This window comes from Novosphingobium sp. KN65.2 (assembly GCF_001368935.1).
GTDB lineage: Bacteria > Pseudomonadota > Alphaproteobacteria > Sphingomonadales > Sphingomonadaceae > Novosphingobium > Novosphingobium mathurense.
Genome location: NZ_CCBH010000131.1, coordinates 1 through 19447, shown reverse-complemented (window position 1 = coordinate 19447; position 19447 = coordinate 1). Strand labels below are relative to the sequence as shown.

The window sequence follows — 19447 nt, the reverse complement described above, 5'->3', positions numbered from 1 at the left end:
CAGATTTGATGCACATGGCAATGCAAAAGCCTCACACTCCCGACAGTTGGTCAGGCAATCTGAGGGGATGGCAAGTTTCACCACGCTTCTGAACGAAAGGGCAAGACGCCTTCGGAGCCGATCGCAAGGGAGGCAAGTTCTGGTCCATGCGCCGAACTTCATCGCGTCCATTGGCTCGCTGGTGAAAGGCACCTCGCACCCCTCCCGGCGCTTTCACCTGAAGCAAGCGAATCCAATACACCCAGGGTCCCATGCCCCGCGACGAAAAGGGAGTTTACCGATTGATTAAAAGTGTGGAGCCAGAAAGCTCTGGGCCTTTGGCTCTCTCGGTTCGAAACCTTACGGTGGCGCTGCCCAAGGGAATGGACAGGATCCACGCAGTCGAGAATATCTCCTTCGACCTTGAGCGCAGCAAGATCCTATGCATCATCGGTGAATCCGGTTCAGGCAAGTCCGTATCGGCGAACGCGATCATGGGATTGTTGCCCAAGGCCCTGCGCGTAACGTCCGGCACCATCGAGCTGGACGGGATCGATGTCACGGACATACCCCCAGCCAAGCTGCGCGATCTGCGCGGTCGCGTCGTATCGATGATATTCCAGGATCCGCTGTCGGCCCTCAACCCGCTCATGACTGTCGGCGCGCAGGTCGAAGAGGTCATGGCGGCGCACAATGTGGGATCGCCACAATCGCGTCGCGACAGGGCGCTCGCCCTGTTGACCGAGGTGGGACTCCCCGACCCGGAAGTCATGTATCACCAATATCCGTTCCGTCTGTCAGGCGGCCAGCGACAGCGCGTCATGATCGCGATGGCGCTGGCACTCGAACCCACCATCCTGATTGCGGACGAGCCCACCACCGCTCTTGACGTGACGACGCAGGCGCAGATCCTGGAATTGATCCGTGAAATCCAGCGCCGCAAGGGAATGAGCGTGATGTTCATCACGCACGATTTCGGCGTTGTAGCCCAGATAGCGGACGATGTCGTGGTGATGGAAAAGGGCCACATCGTTGAACGCGGCACTGCACAGGAAGTACTTGAGTCGCCCAAGCATCCCTATACCCGCCAGCTCATCGCGGCCATTCCGCGGTTGAGGTACGAGGACCGCGACACCCCTGAAGCGACGAGTGGAACGTCGCGACTTCTGCAAGTCGAAGGCCTTATGAAAACCTATCGGACCGCCCGCGGCCTCTTTCAACGACCGCGAGTGGTGAAGGCCGTGAACGATGTGTCCTTCGAACTTGCGCACGGACGAACGCTTGGCATCGTCGGCGAAAGCGGATCGGGAAAATCCTCGCTGGGCCGGGTACTCATCAAGCTGCTGGACAACGACGGCGGGACAATCCTGTTCGAGGGCCGCGACATCGCAGCACTTTCCGAACGCGAGTTTCGGCCGCTGAGAGCGCAGGTCCAGATGATCTTCCAGGACCCTTTCGCGTCTCTCAATCCGCGGGCAACGATCGGGCACAGCCTGACGGTCGGGCCCATCGCGCACGGGATGTCGCGGGACGCGGCGCGCACCGATGCGATGGCGCTGCTTGAACATGTCGGCCTCGACCCCGGTGCATACGACCGTTATCCGCACGAGTTTTCCGGCGGCCAGAGACAGCGTGTGGGGATCGCGCGTGCGCTGATGTTCAAACCAAAACTGCTGATCGCGGATGAGGCGGTATCGGCGCTCGACGTCTCGATCCAAGCCCAGATCCTGCAACTGCTCGATCAGATCCAGAAGGAAACCGGCGTGGCGATGATCTTCATCACCCACGACCTGCGCGTGGCAAGCCAGATCTGCGACGAGATAGCGGTGATGCAGAAAGGACGGATCGTGGAGCACGGGCCGCCCTCGCACATCTTCATGGCACCACAGGCGGACTATACGCGTGAACTGGTGGCCGCAATCCCCGGAAGGCGAGCAGGCCAAGCAGAAGCGGCGCAAACAGGTGCAAAGCAATGACCGAACCTGCTAACCGAGGCCGTGTCAGGCGGCGCGACGTCTTGACGGCACTGGCGATCGGGGCCGGCGGCCTTGTCGCTTACAACCTGCTGGGCAAGCCTGGAACCGAAACGGAGCAATCGAACTCCCCTGCCAACGGTTCGTCCGTGAATGGGCGCAACAAGGTCGTCGTCGGGTTGTCCCAGGAACCGACCGTGTTCAATCCACTGATGGTCCACACCGAGCCGGACGACGGCGTGCTTTTTTCCATGTTCGACGCACTCGTCCGCATGGACCCCAAAGGGATCGTGAGGCCCAATCTCGCGGTCGAGGTTCCCAGTCTCGAGAACGGCGGAATTTCCCAAGACGGACTCAACTGGCGGGTCCGCCTTCGCGACGACGTTCGCTGGCACGACGGCAGGCCGTTCACCGCCGAAGATGTCAAGTTCACTCTCGAACTCATCACGAATCCCGATTTTCGCGCCTGGCGTACGGCCGGTCATACGCTCGTGCGCGATATTACCGTGATTTCGCCGACGGAATTGACGTGGCGGATGGAGCAACCCTTCGCCCCTTACCTCTCCTTCCTGACGGAAACCTTCATCGTGCCCCGACATATGTTGGAAGGTGAGGCAGATCCCAATGCCGCCCCGTTCAACCAGGCACCTGTCGGCACTGGAGCCTTCAAATGGGGCAACCGGGTTCCCGGCGACCATCTGGAACTGGTCGCGAACCCCGATTACTTCGGCGATGGGCCTTATATCGACCGGCTGATCTTCAAATACATTCCCGACGTCACCGTGCTTTATACGCAGTTCAAGAGCGGTAGCGTTGACCTTGTCGGTCAGGTCTACATCAGTCCGGACAATTACGAGGAAGCTCGCAGGTTGCCCGGCAAGGTGGTTGAACCCGTCCTCGCTTCTTCGGTCGAATCTTTCTACCTCAATCTCGGACGGCCCCAGTTCAAGGAACTGGCTGTTCGCCAGGCACTATTTGCGGCGCTGGATCGCGAAGCGATCGTCGGTTCGCTGTATCACGGCGTGCCGGTTGTGACTGAGACGTTCATGCCGCAACAATCCTTTTATTATAATCCCGACCTGCCAAAACAGGAATACGATCCAGGCAAGGCCCGCCGCATTCTCGACGACGCAGGGTGGGTACCGGGTGACGATGGCATTCGCGTGAAGAACGGGGTGCGCCTGGCATTCGAGAACTCGACGACGTCGGGCGATCACCTTCGCGAAATGGTGCAACAATACCTGCAGCAGACCTTTCGCGAGATCGGCGCGGAAATGACTATCGCGAACTTGCCGCCTGCGGTCATGTGGGGTGATTTCTGGACGCAGTCGCGGTTCGATTCCGTGATAGTGGGAAGCACCTACCTGATCGGCGCGGACCCGGACGTGACCAATCGCCTGCACAGCAAGTCGATCGTCATCCAGGGCGGCAGCGGATCGAACAATGCGCAATACGTCAACAAAGAGGTCGATGCGCTGCTGGAAAAGGGCGCGCAGACCTTCGATCCGGAAGAGCGACGGGCCATCTATTTCCGCATTCAGGAAATCGTGCGCCACGACCTGCCCCTGCTGCCGATGTTCCAGTACAAGAACGTCTTCGGGCGAAGCGCTGAGATCAAGGGCTTCGAAGCGAACAGCAACACGCGCACCGAATCCTGGAACGCCGCCAGTTGGTACCTGGCCGACGGTCGAAAGAAACCGAAGTCTGACCGAAACCGGCCCCGAACTTCGCGGTCAAGTTCGCTTTCACGCGCGATGGAGAGCTGAATGCTGCGTTTCCTGCTCAATCGCATCACGCAAATCGTCGTCCTTCTGATCATCGTCTCGATAATCGGATTCTTTATTCTCAATCTCATTCCCGGCGGACCGCTTGCGCAATATGCGCTCGATCCGGGTATGACGCAGGACGACATCGAACGCCTCAAGGAACAGTTGGGCCTCAATCGCCCGATCTATGTGCAGTACCTGGACTGGGCCTGGCGGCTGGTACGGGGAGACTGGGGGCACTCTTTCCGCGATGGTGCTCCGGTCCTGGACGTGATCGGCGGGCATATGTTCGCAACACTGCTGTTGATGGGCACCTCGACCGCGATCGCCATTGCGATCGGCACATGGGTTGGCATTCGCGGGGCAACGCACCGCTATTCCACTTTCGATCATGTTGCGACGATCGGCGCCATGATCGCGCTGTCGATTCCGACCTTTTGGTTCGGCCTGGTCGGCATCTACATCTTTTCGCTGCAACTCGGCTGGTTGCCCGCCGGCAACATGTACACGGTCGGCGAAGAATCTGCGCTTGATTACCTGCACCACCTGATCATGCCGAGCATCGTTCTGGCACTCGTGCACATCGCAGTGTGGAGCCGTTACATGCGAACTGCCACGCTCGATGTCATCAATCAGGATTTCGTCAAGACAGCCCGCGCAAAGGGCCTGAGTGAACGCAGGATCCTGATGAAACACGTAGTGGGCAACGCGCTTTTGCCGATGATCACCCTGGCAGGTATGCAGCTTCCCTCGCTCCTTACCGGCGCACTGGTAACCGAGACCGTGTTCACGTGGCCCGGAATGGGGCGTCTGTTTCTCGATAGCATCAGCTACGGCGACTACCCGGTCGTGATGGGACTCCTGATGTTTTCAGCCATCCTCGTCATTTTCGGCAACCTGCTTGCGGATATTGCCGTCGCTATCGTCGATCCCCGGATTCGCCTGAGTTGAGCGCGCAAGCCCATGCCTCAAAGGAGACAGCCCAAATGACTGCTGTTGCAGCAAATCCTGGACAGGGCCGTTGGTGGCGGAACCGGGCCGTCCGCCGGTTCGCGAACCATCGCCTGGCGCTACTGGGCTTCACGATGATCAGCCTTTTGACGATAACCTGCTTCATCGGCCCCTACTTCCTGCCGCATGACCCGCTCTATATCGACCTGAGTGTGCGTTTCACCCCGCCTCTGGTCGATGGCTACTACTTCGGGACTGATCCGTTGGGTCGCGACATCGCTGCACGCCTGCTCATGGCGGGCAGCGTCTCCCTGCTCGTCGCCTTTTCCGCCATGCTTATGTCGATCATGCTCGGAACGCTCGTCGGCCTGATCGCCGGCTATCGCGGCGGGTGGGTCGCGGCGGTGCTGATGCGCACCGTCGATGGCTTCCTGGCCTTTCCCTCCATATTCCTGCTGCTCGCACTCGCCGCGGCGCTGAAGCCTACGCCCATGATGGTCACCATCATTATCGCCATAACCGGGTGGATGGAGGTAGCGCGTATCGTCGAGGCAGAAGTTCGGTCATTGCGGGAACGGGAGTTCGTGCAGGCCGGTCGTATGCTCGGGCTGAGCGGAGCGCATATCATGTTCCGCGAAATACTGCCAAACGCGATGGGTCCGATCATCGTTGCTGCCACCCTCACCGTTGCACGCGCTATCCTCCTCGAAGCTTACATCAGCTTCCTTGGATACGGGATCCAGCCACCGCTGCCCAGTTGGGGCAACATGCTGGGCGGGGCGCAGCAATACCTCGCGAGCGCGCCGTGGCTCGCGATCATTCCCGGGCTGGCCATCACCATCGCCGTCACCAGCTTCAACTTCGTCGGCGACGGGCTGCGCGACGCGCTCGACGTGCGTGACGACCGTCTCTGAAGTCGGCAAATGGGGCTGCGTCACGCAGGCCCATGACATTGGAATGAATAGGCAAAGTATGAACGGTTCCACTCCTGACTCCTCCACGCCGGCACCGCCAGAGTGCGAAGTCGTGCCGTTGACCCCCGAACATCTGCCCCAGGCACTTGCCTTGTCGCAGGCGCTCGAATGGCCTTACCGGCTCGAGGATTGGGAAATCGCCCTGAGGCTTGGACGCGGCTTTGCCGTCGAAAGAGACGGAGAGTGCATCGGTACGGCGCTATGGTGGCCTTACGACCCCGATTACGCCTCTGCAGGCATGATTATCGTCGCGGAAAAGGCACAGCGGCAAGGCATAGGCGCCCGCCTTATGGACGCGTTGCTCGCTGATACTGCCGGGCGCACGATGATCCTGAATTCCACGGCCGAAGGACAGGTGCTGTATCGCCGTGTAGGCTTCGAGCCTTATGACATCGTCCACCAGCACCAGGCAGTTCTGATCGAGGCCCCCGCGATCGATGCGTCGGTGCCGCTGCGTCCGGCTACTTCCTTGGACCGGGACGCACTGATGGCCCTGGACAGGGCTGGCTCGGGGATGGGCCGGGACAATCTTGTCGGTACACTGAGCGAGGGCGGCGATGTGCTGGTGGTCGCGCGCAAGGCAGGTTTGACGGGCTATGCGATCGTGCGTCGATGGGGCCGCGGCGTCGTCATCGGACCGGTAATTGCGCACGATGCGACCGATGCGAAAGCCCTGATTGCAGCTCTGGCGGCGCGCCATGTCGGAACCTTCGTGCGGATAGACGTGACGGAAAGCTGCAAGCTCAGTCCATGGCTGGAAACTCTCGGGTTGCCTCAGGTTGGCCGCGTGGTTTCCATGTCGCGCGGAAAGCCTCCGCAAGCCAAGCCGGGCACGACGCTGTTCGCCCTATCCAACCAATCGCTAGGCTGAAGCGGGCGGCCTCGCAGTTCGCCCCAGCCCCGATCGCTGATGGTACTGCCATTCGCATCCCGGCATGTATTTCTACGAGATTTGCCGGGAGAGACCCCTTAGCGGTTATGCCACGGCACTTACACAATGCCCTGAGTTGCCAGCCGCGCAATCTCGTCGGGCTCCATGCCCAGTAACCCGCCATAGATCTCCTCATTATCCTGCCCAGGATGCGCAGGGGCAGGGCGTCGGATCGATGAGGGCGTTTTGGAAAACTTCGGAAACGCATTCTGCATCCTGATCTTGCCGCGTTCCTGCGTTTCCACTTCCACAATCGCCTTGCGGGCAGCGAAATGCGGGTCGGCCAGCATGTCGGCCGCGGTATAGACGCGTCCCGCCGGGATCGAGTGCTCGATCATCAGCGCATCGACTTCCTCGATGGTATGCCCGGATGTCCATGCATTGATCAGACTATCCAGCTCTGTCTGGTTCCTGCCGCGTGCCAGGTGCGTGGCGTACCTTTCGTCTTCGGCCAGTTCGGGTTGCCCCATCGCCCTGGCGAGCCGCACGAAGATTGCATCCTTGTTCGCGCCGATCATGAACGGCCCATCCCTGCATGTGTACACGTTCGAAGGCGCAATACCGGGCAGGATCGAACCCGAGCGTTCACGGATGATGCCGTTGTAGTCGTACTCGGCAACCAGCCCTTCCATCACCTGCAGCACCGCTTCGTATAGCGCGGTATCGATGACCTGCCCCTCACCGGTCCTGTCGCGGTGGTGCAGCGCCGCCAGAATACCCATGCACCCGTAAGTGGCGCAGAGCGTATCGCCGATGGAGATGCCCATGCGCGAAGGCGGACGATCCGGCTCGCCGACGACATACCGCCAGCCACCCATGGCCTCGCCGACACCGCCGAACCCAGCACGATCGGAATAGGGGCCGTCCTGCCCGTAACCGGACATACGCGCGATAATCAGACCCGGCTTTTCCTTGAGAAGGTCATCGGGTGCCAGCCCCCACTTCTCCAGCGTACCGGGCTTGAAGTTCTCGACCAGCACGTCGGCGGTCAGTATCAGCCTGCGTGCCAGTGCCTGACCTTCCGGAACACGCAGGTTGCACGTCACGGAGCGCTTGTTGCGGGCAATGACTTCCCACTGGACCTTTTCTTCGCCCTGCCCCCATTCGCGCATGGGATCGCCCTTGCCCGGCGGCTCGACCTTGATGACATCGGCACCGAGGTCGCCGAGGAGCTGACCGCAGAAGGGACCTGCCAGAAGCTGGCCCAGCTCGACCACGCGAATGCCGGCGATGGAGCCGGGATTGCCCGGTATCATTGCATCGCCTCCGTCATGCTGCGGTTACGCCATACCGGTTGAACCGGTGCAGCAAGGCCCGTTTCTTCCTCACAGCGCTGTCGCAGTTCCTCGATCGACGGACCGAAATTGAAGATCTGGCCCGGCTCTCGCTGGCCGCGCATCGTATCGCGCAAACGCGCCGTCGCTTCGGCCTCGACTGCCCCCGTGCCGTCGGCGACAACGCCGTAGGCGCGTGCGCCGTCCACGCTCACCAGACCCTCGCGGATTTCTCGTGCGACAACTGCGGGATCGCGTTCGAGCGGATCGCCCCAGCCACCACCGCCCCAGGTGATGAAATGGAGCTGGTCTCCTTCCTGCACTTTCACTTCATCGACCTTGTTACCGATGATCTCGGTGCTTCCGTCGGCGCGTTCGAGTATCTTGCGGGCGCGTTTGCCCGGCTGGCCGCCATTCACGCCCCAAGGCGGAACGAACCAGCGATCGTCGTGGATGGCAATTTGGCCATCGGCAAGGAATCGGTATGTCATGTGAATGCCGTTACCACCGCGATGCAGACCGGCGCCACCACTGTCAGGCTCGGTTTCGTAACGTTCGATGCGCAGCGGAAAATAGCGCTCGAGGAACTCGTTCGGCACGTTGGTGAAGCCCGGCCAGAGCGAATGCCCGTCCGGCCCATCGCCCAGCGGCCTGCCCGGGATGCCCCCGAAGCCGATCTGGAACAGCTGGAACCATTCGCCATCCCGACCCGTTCGATTGTCCCAGCCCGAATAGAACAGGTGCGGGGATGAGCTGAAGCCTGCGGCATTGAGGAATTCCGGGGTCTTCTGCCCCAGCAACCCACCGAGAATGTCGAAAATCCGCCCGAGCGCATGGGTGCGACCCGACAGGGCTGCGGGGAATTTCGGTTTCAGCAAGGAACCTTCGGGAATGCGGACTTCGATCAGATCGTAGAACCCGTCATTGAACAGGATCTGCGGGTCGAAGACCATGATCATGTAGATGCCGAAGAACATCTTGAACATGTTTTCGTTGAGATAGAAATTGATCGAGGCCGCGCTCTGCGGATCGGTACCCTCGAAGTCGAGGATGACCCTGTCCCCCTCGCGCCACATGGTGCACTTGATCCGGTAAGGGCCATATCCCAAGCCGTCGTCGCACACATAATCCTCGAAGCTGACCGGCTCTTCCGCCACGGCCTGCGCTATCAGTGCCTTCATCGCCCGATGGTTGCGCTTGAGCAGGTCCTGCGTCGCCGAGATGAACACGTCATCGCCGAAGCGATCGGCAATCTCGATAACTCGGCGCGCGGCCACACGGCATGAAGCGATGATCGCATTGAGGTCTGCCTGGCACCAGTCCGGCTTGCGGGTCTGGTGCATGACCAGCTTCACCAGGTCCTCATTGTATTCGCCCCTGCGCCATATCTTCACCGGGGGAATGCGCACGCCTTCCTCGAAGATCGATCCGGCATCGATCGGCATGGACCCCACGACCTTGCCGCCGATATCCGACTGGTGCCCGAACATGGCAGTCCAGGCCAGGAGTCGCCCATCCTTGAAGACCGGCAAGAGGACCAACCAGTCGTTCGAGTGACTGATGGCCCCATCGCAGCTGTAAGGATCGGACAGGAAGATCATGTCGCCGTCCTCAAGCGTCCCGTCATAGGACTTGAGGAAACCGTCGATGAAACTGCCGAACTGGCCGACGATCATCTTGCCGTCGGGGTCTGCGATCAGCGGGAAGGCATCACCCTGTTCGCGTATACCGGGCGACATGGCCGTGCGCACGAGTGTGGCATCCATTTCGATCCGGGCGTTGCGCAGGGCGTTCTCGATTATGTCCAACGTCACCGGATCGATGGCGACATTCTCGAAGGCCCTCGGGTTTTCCTGGATGATCCTGGCAGGCATAGGTTCACTCCTCAGGCGGGATTGATCAGAATGTTGCCGACGGCGTCGATCGTGCCGACACAGCCGCTTTCGATCAGCGTGGTCGAGTCCATTTCCGTGACGATGGCCGGACCGGAAATCGTATCGCCCTGGCGCAGGCGCGCGCGGTCGTAGATAATGGCTTTCTGCTCGCGCCCGTCCATCCACAAGGTGTGATCACGGATCTTCGCCGCGGCGGGATTGCCGTCACCCCTGGGCAATTCTGCCGCGGGCAATTGCGGCGCTTCACCCAGGGCGACCGCACGCAGGTTCACGATCTCCTGCGGCGTATCCATGTTGAAGGTGAAAAGGCGATGGTGTTCCTCGTCGAAGCGCTTGAGGATCCCTTCGATGCCTTCCGAACGCAGCGTGGCCTGATCGATGGTGAGCGGCACTTCGAAGGCTTGCCCGGCATAGCGCACATCGACTTCGAAAGCGCTTGAGATCTCGCTTTCGGGAATGCCGTCCCCGATCAGCTCGGAGCGCGTCTGGGCGGCCATTTCATCGAGAATCGTTACCAGTTCCTCGATGTCGGTATCTCCGGCAAGGCGGCTGAAACTGCGGGCGGTTTCGGTCCGCATCCGGGTAGTGGCATCGCCCAGAGCGCACAGGACGCCCGGGGATACCGGAGAAATTGCCGGCCAGCTTCCCATCAGCTTCGCCACGGCATTGACATGGAGCGGACCGGCACCGCCGAAGCCCATCAGCGCGAAATGGCGCGGGTCATAGCCTTGCTGGACGCTGATCATGCGCAGCGCGCCGAACATGTTTTCGTTGACGATGTCGATAATGCCGCGCGCCGCGTCCATCAACTCGATGCCAAGGGCATCGGCGACTTTCTGCACCGCGGCCTTAGCGCCTTCGCGGTCCAGCTTGAACGAACCGCCCAGAAGATCCTCGGGCAGATAGCCGAGCACGACATTGGCATCGGTAACGGTCGGCTGCACTCCGCCCTTTCCATAGGCTACCGGCCCCGGCATCGCGCCGGCCGATTGCGGGCCGACACGCAGCGCCCCGGTCAGTTCGGGAACATAGGCGATCGAACCGCCGCCTGCGCCCACCGTCTTCACGTCCAGCGAGGATGCGCGCACCGACAAGTGCCCCACATCGGTCGTGCGCACGCGCCGCGGCTCGAGATTCTCGACCAGTGCCACATCGGTCGAGGTTCCCCCGACGTCGAGGGTGAGGATATTCTTCAGGCCCGCATTCTTGGCGACCCACAGTGCCCCGGTTACGCCACCGGCCGGGCCGGACATGAGGATACTGACCGGCTGTTCTTCCGCCTTTTGCGAACTCATCAAGCCGCCGTCGGAGCGCAGCAGGGACAACTTGCCCTTCACCTTGGCGGCAGAAAGCTTGTCGCGCAGGCTGGAGACGTACTTGCTCACAACCGGTCGGACCGAGGCGTTGGCAACCGTCGTCAGGGTCCGTTCGTACTCCTGCATTTCGGGCAGCACTTCATGGCTGAGCGAGATCGGAATGTCGGGCATCATCTCATGCGCAATCTCGCCGATCCGCGTTTCGTGAGCGCCGTTGACGTAGGCATTGATCAAACTGACGGTGATCGCCTCCACACCGCTGTCTCGCAAACCGGCCAGCTTCTCGCGGATCTCACTTTCGTCGAGCGGCCTGATCTCTACGCCGTCGGCATCCATGCGCCCCTTGACGGTAACGGTGTCTTCAAGGGCAGCGAGAGGCTGAGGCTTGGGCCAGACGATCCACGCGGCCAGCCCACCGGGCACGAAACTGCGCCCGATCTGCATGATGTCGCGAAAGCCTTCGGTCGTAATCAGGCCGACGCGTGCGCCCTTGCCTTCCAGCACCGCATTGGTGGCTACGGTCGTGCCATGAAGGAAGTATTCGATCTGGCCGGGATCGACACCCGCCGCGCGGGTGATCGCTTCTACCCCGGCAAGAATGCCCTCCGAACTGTCGCTAGGTGTCGAGGGCGTCTTGTGCCGCCAGAAGTGGCCCGTTTCGTTGTCGAAAAGAAGCAAGTCGGTAAAGGTTCCGCCAACATCGACGCCCAGCCGATAGCGCATCAGGCAAGCTCCTTGGGTTGTTCATCATGCGGAGGAAAAAGCCGCGCCTTGGCCACCATGGCGGGAAGCTGCTTTTCCATGACGGAGGCCAGCCATCCGTTCGTCTCGATCAGGGTCTCGAGATCGAGACCTGTCGATATCCCGGCCCTTTCGAGCATATAGACGACATCCTCGGTCGCGACGTTACCGGCTGCACCCGGTGCGAAAGGGCACCCGCCCAACCCGCCGATCGATGCGTCGACGATACGGGCGCCTGCCTCGATGGCGGCCCAGACATTCGCGAGGCCAGTGCCGCGGGTATTGTGGAAATGGACGCGCACCGGAAGCGGATCGACGAGCTTGCCAATCCGCGCCACGAGCCGTGCGACATGTGCCGGATTGGCGACGCCAATGGTGTCGGCCAGGCAGATTTCCGTGGGGTTCGCCTCGGCAATAGCCTGCGCCATGGCGATCACCCGATCTTCAGCGACTTCGCCTTCGAACGGACAGCCGAAACTGGCAGCAATCGTGGCTTGCCCCGTCAAACCGGCCGCCTTCGCCGCCGCGATGATGGTGCGGCACGCTTCTACCGAGCCATCGCTGGTCTGTCCCTGGTTGGCCATCGCGAAGCGGTCGGTCGCCACGGCAACCGCGCCAAGCTGGTCGATCCGACCCGTGGCGATGGCACGATCGGCACCGCGCTGGTTCATGACCAGTCCGATATAGGTCACATCGTCGCGCTCGGGCAGACCTGCGCAAACCTCCTCCGCGTCGGCCATCTGGGGAACGGCACGCGGGTTGACGAAGCTGGTCGCCTCGATGCGGCGCGAGCCTGCCGCGATGGCCCGCTCAATCAACGCCAGCTTGTCTGCGGCAGAGACCTGGTGCTTCTCGTTCTGGAGCCCGTCACGCGGACCGACTTCGACCATTTCAATCGATTTTGTATACATCACTCGGCAGCCTCTACCAGCGCGTCAGTCGAAAGCGCGCTCTTGTGGGCATCGGCGTAAGCGTGGAATGCACGCCGCACATGGGCCGCCATGACGGCCTCCGCCCATCCCCCATCGCCCCTTTCGAATGCCGCGATCAACTCGTCATGCTCATGGTGCGAGCGCATCAGTTCCTCACGGCCGTACTGGTGCGCCGTGCGCCACACGACCGGCTGCTCGATCAGCGTGGCCAGCAGCGCCGCCAGTCGAGGCGAATCGGCCGCTTGAAGGATGATCGCGTGAAACTCCCGGTTGCCGTCCAGGAACCCCCCGACATCGGGCACCTCGGCGCAAATCGCCTGTTTAATGGCGTTATTGCAGGCACGAAGCCGTTTCACCGTCTGCGCATCGATCTTCTCGGCAGCGCGGCGCGCGACCATGCTTTCCAGGACTGCCCGCAAGTCGAAAGCCTCTGCCACGTCGTCCAGCGACCAGTCCGCCACGTACATACGCTGGGTGGCGCTGCGCTTGACGAGAAGCTCCGCTTCCAATCGCCGTAGAGCCTCCCGAACCGGAGTGCGCGACACGCCGCAACGCTCCGCCAGAACCTCCTCGACGAGATGCGCGCCCGAAGGAAGCTCGCCGGAAAGGATCATTTCGCGGACTTGTGCGTATGCCCGGTCCGAGGCGCGTGACATGCAGACTCCCAAATCACTTGACCTACCCAGTTTGTATACAATACAACTCTCATCACGCAAATTGCAAGTTCCTTGAGGTGCCAGAACTACGCTCGATTACGAACCAACAGGGGGTCCGTTCATGCGTCCGATCAATCTGCTGCTTTCCACCTCCGTCGCCAGCCTCGCTCTGATGAGTATGCCGGCCCTCGCACAAGACAGTGCGAACGACACAAGCGCGAACAGCACCGGCGAGACGATCATCGTCACCGCACGCCGCGTGAACGAACGCCTTCAGGACGTACCGGCATCGGTTTCGGTTCTCACGGCAGCCGACCTGGCCAAGACCGGCGCCGAAAAGGCGCAGGACTTCGTATCCCTCACGCCGGGCGTGACGATCGTCACGGGAACCGCGGAAGCAGGCGACACCCAGATCAACATTCGCGGCATCAATGGCGCGCGCGATGCCGAAAGCTCGGTTGCACTGGTCGTCGACGGCATTCTCAAGACGAACACCGCGCAGCTCAACCAGCAACAGGGCACGCTGCAGCAGGTGGAAATCCTCAAAGGTCCGCAGGGTGCGCTCTACGGTCGCAACGCGGCGGCTGGCGCCATCGTGATCCAGACGCTCAAGCCCGATGACTATTTTAAGGGTGGTGCACGCGCTTCCTATGGTGAGAACAACACCTGGTCTGCGACCGCCTATGTCGCAGGACCGATAACAAGCAACATCGGCGCAGTGCTCTCCGGCTACTACGCAAAGACGGACGGCTTCTTCAAGAATATCCTCACGAACAATTCGCACACCATCGACGACAAGGAAGACTGGTCGGTCGACGGGCGCATCTTGGTCGGCCGCGATACGGCAACCCAGTTGGATATCAAGGCGCGCTACGGCGAATTCCACGGCGCCTCACTGCCGTTCAACGCGGCCTTCCACCTGCCGGGCTTCGCTGCGGTTAACCCGGCCTTCAACGAAGACGTGAACAAGCATCCGTTCAATTTCTACAACAACATCCGCGCAACCAACGACCAGTCGAGCTTCGATGTCTCCGCCAAGATCGATCATGACTTCGGCGATATCAAACTGGTCGCCTGGGCCCTCTATTCGGACATCAAGCAGGATCTGGTCGCAGATGGCACATCTGCGGACTTCGCGCGCTATACCAATGCCGTCGACCCGGCAGTGGCTTCTTCGGTCGCGTCCTGCTTCAGCTCCACCGCCGCCCTCACCGGGTTTCCGGTCAACCAGCCGGGCTTCATCGGGTCGACCCCGATCCCCTTCATCTTCGATCCCGCGAACGGATCGACTTTCGGCCCCTATAGCCCGACCACTTGCGATGGTACGCAGTACCAGGTGCGCAACCAGAAAGACGTAAGCGGCGAGATCCGCCTGATGTCAGACAACGGCAGCCCACTGCAATGGCAGGTCGGCGGCTACTTCCTGCACATCGACCGCAAGGTCGGGGTCAGCCTCGGCGCCGACAACGGCAATGGCGTAATCAAACAGCTCTACAATGCGCCCGACTCGGACAATCCGACGTCGCTGCTGCTCGCCGACAAGTTCAAGACCGACGTCTATGCCGCATTCGGTTCGCTAGAGTGGAAGCCGGCCGATCAGCTGCGGGCCGGGCTTGCGCTGCGCTACGATGTCGAGAAGCGCAAGTCGTCCTCGCTCGTACCAGACGCAACCGATCCCTTCACCGGCGGACCGATCAACCCAGGCCAGGCTTTCGGCCCGCTGACGCCGCAATCGGCGACCTTCAAGCAACTGCAACCCAAGGTCACGGTTAACTGGGAACCGACCCCGGATATCAACCTCTATGCCAACTGGGGCATCGGCTTCAAATCGGGAGGCTTCAACAATCAGGGATCGGCCGCCCTGATCGACCAGAACTTCAACGCCTTCATCAATGCCGATGTGACAATCAGGGACCAGTACGACAAGGAATGGTCGAGCGCGTGGGAAGCGGGCGTCAAGGCGCAGTTCCTCGACAATCGCCTGACCTTCGACCTCGCAGGATATTATACACGCGTCCACGACATGCAGTTCTTCGAATTCTTCGTCGGCAGCTTCGGCCTGCTGCGCGTGGTTTCGAACATCGATCTGGTCGAGATAAAGGGCGCGGAACTGAACGTCACGGCCAAGGTCCTGCCGACGTGGAAGTTCTACGGCTCGCTCAACGTCACCGATAGCAAGATCAAGAAGAACAGCTCACGCACCTATACGGTGGGCAACAAGTCGCCCTACACCGCCGACTATACGATCAACCTCGGAACCGAAATCAATGCCCCGCTCAACGACACTCTGAACGTACTTGTGAGAGCGGACTACCGCGTTACCGGCCCCACGTGGTTCAGCACGGTGCAGGACCAGACCCGGCCGACGCTGTTCTCCGGCCTCTTGCCTATCTCGGCACTGGGACTTCCGGCAGCGGTTGGCGATGCGAATTACTCGACAGCCAAGCGCGACGCGTTCGGCGTCCTCAACTTGCGCGCGGGGATTCAATCCGACCGCTTCAGCATCGCCGTCTTCGCGGACAATATGCTGAACCGCAAATACCTTGCCGAAGTCATCCCCGCGATCGAGTTCGGCGGATCGTTCATTTCGCCTGGAGCGCGCCGGGTCGTCGGCGTCGAGGCTGGTTTCAACTTCTGAGGAGATGCGCGCCGGCTGGCTCGTGACGGGAAAGCGGGCCGGCAGGCACGTCATTGCGCCTCTCCAGAACCCGGATAGGTCTCAACCAACGATATGAACGAGTGGATGGCGATCTTCCCTATCGCTGGCATGCGGGGCTCGAATGGCTTCTCATAGCCTGCAAAAGGGGTCGTGCCTTCCATCGAGACCGAGATGAACAGGGCTATGCATTCACGATCCTCCTGACCAAGGTCGGGCCGCATTTCGCCGATAATCTCGATCAGAGGCGCGCGGGCCCTTCGATAGAGATCCTGGACGCGGGCGAGGACGAAAGGATCGTGGTTGGAAAGGGCCCATAATTCGGGGAATATCCGCGTGGTCTTCTTCGTGCGAATGTCCTCAAGGATCAACTTGCACATATCGGTGAGGCGCTCGCGCGGATCAACGCCGGGCCGATGTGATATCTGTTCGAAGGCAAGCTCGTAGCTGCTGATCACGGCGTCCAGCAATTCGCGCACCAGATCTTCACGGGTGGGAAAGTGGTATGTCAGGTTCCCGAACTTCATACCGCACTCGGTCGCGACTCGGCGCATACTCATGGCCCGGTACCCTTCGTCGACCAGGATCTGAAGCGCTGACCTCAAGATTTCCTCACGCGTCTCATGCCCCTTGGTGTAGCCACCCTGACGAGGCGGGAAGGCCAGATCCTCAACTGTAATCGCCAATTTATGGTCTTTGCTCATGCAGTTATTCCCGATTCCGGCAGTTGATCGAATACACGCAACCGGACAGATTTAGGTCACTTGACAGAATTTGTCAAAGAGGAGCACTATTCGAGCAACACAGAGCATGAGCTCGTATTTGAGGGGGGTTGAATAAATGCGCCTGACGCATGCCTCGATTGCACTTGGCTTAATGTCGCTGACGCCCTCGACCGGCGCATTCGCCGCGGAATCGGCCCAGTTCACAAAGCCTTTGCCTGACGAAGAGATCCCCAGCGTTCAGTCATTACCGGCCCAGTATCCGAAAGACTGGGTGCTGATTCAGGACTTTCACTTCAATGCCCTTATCGATGGGCGCCTGGCAATTGTCGACACCAAATCGCCCGACTTGCCACTCAAGGGCACCTTGCGGGCCGCTCAGTTCGCCAACGTCTTGTATTCACGCACGAATAACGAGATTTACACCTCCGAAACCTTCTATTCGCGACTGACCAGAGGTGAACGCACTGATGCGATTACAATCTGGGATACGGCCACGTTGCAACCGAAAGGGGAGATTATCCTGCCCGGCGGCAAGCGCCAGCAGTCGGTGACCTACACCGGGGTCTTCCAGTTCACCAATGCCGAAAAGTGGGCGCTTGTCGCAAACTTCACGCCGGCGCAGTCGATCACGGTCGTCGATCTCGACGGCAGGAAGGTGCTGGGAGAAATCGATCTTCCCGGGTGCACGCATATCTATCCCACCGGTAGCCGCGGTTTCAGCAGCCTGTGCGCCGACGGTTCGATGATTTCGATCACTCTTGACGAACAGGGCAGCGTTGCCAGCTCAAAGACAATCGCCAGCGTGCAGGACATCGACAAGCAGCCGCTTTTCGGAATGCCGGCGATGGTGGGACGCACGGCCTGGTTCGTCAGTTACTACGGTGAACTGCGTGGATTCGATCTGTCGGGCAACGTTGCCCGACCGACCGGCTCGACCAATGTCGGCACGGCTCCGGGCGGCGATCCGCAGTGGCGTCCCGGCGGCTGGCAGGTCATCTCCAGCGATGCCAAGGGGCTGCTCTATGTCCTGATGAGCCCGCATGGCCGCGAAGGCAGCCACAAGGACGGCGGCACACAAGTCTGGGTGATCGATCCCGCGACCGGTACACAGATGCGCCGGATCGACCTTGAGGGCATGGCGACATCAATCGCCGTCACCCGCGAGGACCAGCCGCAACTTGTCATTGCCCGCCCCGATGGCGCGATCGCCGTGTTCGACGCTGCGACCGGAAAGCCGCTGCGCGATCTGGGCGCGACCGTTGCCTTCAACCCCCTCGTCATCATGCCGGTCCAGTGATGAGCGCACTGACACTCTTCCTCGCGCTCGTGCTCGCCGTATCGGCAGGGCACAAGTTCGCATCGCCGCAGCGCATGGCGCAGGCGACCGCACGGCTCACCGGCATGCCGGAGGCAACGGCAACCGCTGCAGCCTTCGCCGCCGCTGGACTTGAAGGGTTCGCGGCCCTCGCCCTCCTGCTCGAACCTACCCGCACTGGCGGCGCCATTGCCGCAACCGCACTGTGGTGCGGCTATGGCGCCCTCCTTTTGGGCCGTCGCGGCCAGACGCTCGATTGCGGCTGCGACCTCTCGCAGCGGGCCAAGCGGATCGGAGCTTCTGCGATCTGCCGCCCCTTTTTCCTGGCAGGCCTGGCGCTCTTCGCCCTCGCCGCGCCCGTTCCCTTCCTCTGGACCGTCGATGCCCCGTTTGCTGCCTTCGCCCTACTGGCGCTGTGGTTTGCCTCGGCCGAACTCGGCGCGCTCCCTCTTAATGCAAGGACCCGGTGATGATCCTGACGTCGCAAATCCTGCTTTGGGCCGTTGTAATCGTGCTCGCCGTCATGGTCGGGGCCCTGGCCCGACAGGTCGGAATCCTCCATGAACGCATCGCCCCTGCCGGTGCCCTGACACTGCACCAGAAGGTTTCCGTGGGGGAAGTCCCGACCGCGCTGACCCTGCAGGCCGTCGATGGCAGCGCTGTCACGGTCGGTGGCAAGCGGCAAGGCAAGAGCCAGCTGGTGTTCTTCGCCGCCCCCGACTGCCCGATGTGCAAGTCGCTGCTGCCGGTGCTGCGCTCCGCCGCCCGTGCCGAAAGGGATTGGCTCGACGTCGTGCTGGCAGGAGACGGCGATGCGGGCGCCTATGGCCGCATGGCTTCCGAGCACGGCCTGGCCGGAACGCCGATGGTCCTTTCCGAAGCTCTCGGCCGCTCCTTCGGTGTCTCTAAGCTGCCCTACGCCGTCCTTCTGGATGAGACCGGCCGCGTCGCATCGCTCGGCCTCGTGAACAGCCGGGAGCACCTTGAAAGCCTCTTCGAAGCCAAGGAACGCGGGGTCGCCTCGATCCAGGAATTCCTCGGCCGTCGCAACGGGAGCGCATGACGATGTCCGGTATCGACAAACTCACCGAGACCCTTTCCCGGCGCCTGGCCAAGGGCACCTCACGGCGCAGTTCTCTGGCCTGGCTCGGCGGGCTGGTGACGGGAACCGCAGCCCTGCCCCTGCTACCGGTTGCCCGTGCCGCAACGCCGCATGGCGGCGGAACCGGCCGCCCGCCTATCACCTCGGGCACCCCGCAGGATCCGGGCGACCGCGCATCGTGCGACTACTGGCGCTACTGCGCGATCGACGGCTTCCTGTGCAGCTGCTGCGGCGGCACTGTCTGTCCGTCGTCGAGACATT

At 61.4% G+C, this 19447-nt stretch carries 16 protein-coding genes; 10 read left to right on the top strand and 6 right to left on the bottom strand.

The window, feature by feature from the left end; translation table 11 throughout:
- The first annotated feature begins 251 nt into the window (after positions 1-251).
- From SPHV1_RS04700 to SPHV1_RS04680, 5 genes are read left to right on the top strand one after another with little or no spacing between them, the layout of a single operon-like run.
- Complete coding sequence (locus SPHV1_RS04700; RefSeq protein WP_082430814.1) at positions 252-1955, top strand: ABC transporter ATP-binding protein; 1704 nt, start codon at positions 252-254, stop codon at positions 1953-1955.
- Positions 1952-3718 carry a peptide ABC transporter substrate-binding protein gene (locus SPHV1_RS04695; RefSeq protein ID WP_082430812.1) on the top strand — a complete coding sequence of 589 codons (1767 nt, stop codon included), beginning with the start codon at positions 1952-1954 and terminating at the stop codon, positions 3716-3718. The genes SPHV1_RS04700 and SPHV1_RS04695 overlap by 4 nt, the downstream gene beginning before the upstream one ends.
- Positions 3719-4669, top strand: coding sequence for an ABC transporter permease (locus SPHV1_RS04690; RefSeq protein ID WP_054944888.1), 951 nt, complete (start codon positions 3719-3721; stop codon positions 4667-4669).
- A 35-nt stretch (positions 4670-4704) separates the two neighbouring features.
- Positions 4705-5583 carry an ABC transporter permease gene (locus tag SPHV1_RS04685; RefSeq protein WP_054944887.1) on the top strand — a complete coding sequence of 293 codons (879 nt, stop codon included), beginning with the start codon at positions 4705-4707 and terminating at the stop codon, positions 5581-5583.
- 58 nt (positions 5584-5641) lie between these two features.
- Positions 5642-6514, top strand: a complete 873-nt coding sequence (locus SPHV1_RS04680) for a GNAT family N-acetyltransferase (protein ID WP_054944886.1) — start codon at positions 5642-5644, stop codon at positions 6512-6514.
- 119 nt (positions 6515-6633) lie between these two features.
- Here SPHV1_RS04680 and SPHV1_RS04675 read toward each other — a convergent pair whose 3' ends face one another.
- The 5 genes from SPHV1_RS04675 to SPHV1_RS04655 are packed head-to-tail and all read right to left on the bottom strand — an operon-like array spanning position 6634 to position 13388.
- Positions 6634-7830 carry a CaiB/BaiF CoA-transferase family protein gene (locus tag SPHV1_RS04675; RefSeq protein ID WP_054944885.1) on the bottom strand — a complete coding sequence of 399 codons (1197 nt, stop codon included), beginning with the start codon at positions 7828-7830 and terminating at the stop codon, positions 6634-6636.
- On the bottom strand, positions 7827-9722 hold the full coding sequence (locus SPHV1_RS04670) for a hydantoinase B/oxoprolinase family protein (RefSeq protein ID WP_054944884.1): 1896 nt from the start codon (positions 9720-9722) through the stop codon (positions 7827-7829). Before SPHV1_RS04670 ends, SPHV1_RS04675 begins: the two co-directional genes overlap by 4 nt.
- Positions 9723-9733: 11 nt before the next feature.
- Positions 9734-11782, bottom strand: coding sequence for a hydantoinase/oxoprolinase family protein (locus SPHV1_RS04665; RefSeq protein ID WP_054944883.1), 2049 nt, complete (start codon positions 11780-11782; stop codon positions 9734-9736).
- On the bottom strand, positions 11782-12711 hold the full coding sequence (locus SPHV1_RS04660) for a hydroxymethylglutaryl-CoA lyase (RefSeq protein WP_054944882.1): 930 nt from the start codon (positions 12709-12711) through the stop codon (positions 11782-11784). Before SPHV1_RS04660 ends, SPHV1_RS04665 begins: the two co-directional genes overlap by 1 nt.
- Positions 12711-13388, bottom strand: a complete 678-nt coding sequence (locus SPHV1_RS04655) for a GntR family transcriptional regulator (RefSeq protein ID WP_054944881.1) — start codon at positions 13386-13388, stop codon at positions 12711-12713. Before SPHV1_RS04655 ends, SPHV1_RS04660 begins: the two co-directional genes overlap by 1 nt.
- A gap of 121 nt (positions 13389-13509) precedes the next feature.
- On the opposite strand from SPHV1_RS04655, the gene SPHV1_RS04650 reads away from it, so the two are divergent.
- Complete coding sequence (locus SPHV1_RS04650) at positions 13510-16026, top strand: TonB-dependent receptor (protein WP_054944880.1); 2517 nt, start codon at positions 13510-13512, stop codon at positions 16024-16026.
- 50 nt (positions 16027-16076) lie between these two features.
- On the opposite strand, the gene SPHV1_RS04645 is transcribed toward SPHV1_RS04650, so the two are convergent.
- On the bottom strand, positions 16077-16748 hold the full coding sequence (locus SPHV1_RS04645; protein ID WP_054944879.1) for a TetR/AcrR family transcriptional regulator: 672 nt from the start codon (positions 16746-16748) through the stop codon (positions 16077-16079).
- Between the two features lie 136 nt (positions 16749-16884).
- Here SPHV1_RS04645 and SPHV1_RS04640 point away from each other — a divergent pair, with 136 nt between their 5' ends.
- The 4 genes from SPHV1_RS04640 to SPHV1_RS04625 form a co-directional block, all read left to right on the top strand.
- Positions 16885-18066, top strand: coding sequence for an amine dehydrogenase large subunit (locus SPHV1_RS04640; RefSeq protein WP_054944878.1), 1182 nt, complete (start codon positions 16885-16887; stop codon positions 18064-18066).
- Entirely contained in the window at positions 18066-18554 is a 489-nt protein-coding gene (locus SPHV1_RS04635) for a MauE/DoxX family redox-associated membrane protein (RefSeq protein WP_054944877.1), read from the top strand. The genes SPHV1_RS04640 and SPHV1_RS04635 overlap by 1 nt, the downstream gene beginning before the upstream one ends.
- Positions 18554-19147: a redoxin family protein gene (locus SPHV1_RS04630; protein WP_054944876.1), complete on the top strand. Its 594-nt coding sequence runs from the start codon at positions 18554-18556 to the stop codon at positions 19145-19147. The genes SPHV1_RS04635 and SPHV1_RS04630 overlap by 1 nt, the downstream gene beginning before the upstream one ends.
- A partial coding sequence (locus tag SPHV1_RS04625; protein ID WP_304437719.1) for a methylamine dehydrogenase light chain occupies positions 19144-19447 on the top strand: 304 nt, incomplete at its 3' end. The genes SPHV1_RS04630 and SPHV1_RS04625, both read left to right, overlap by 4 nt.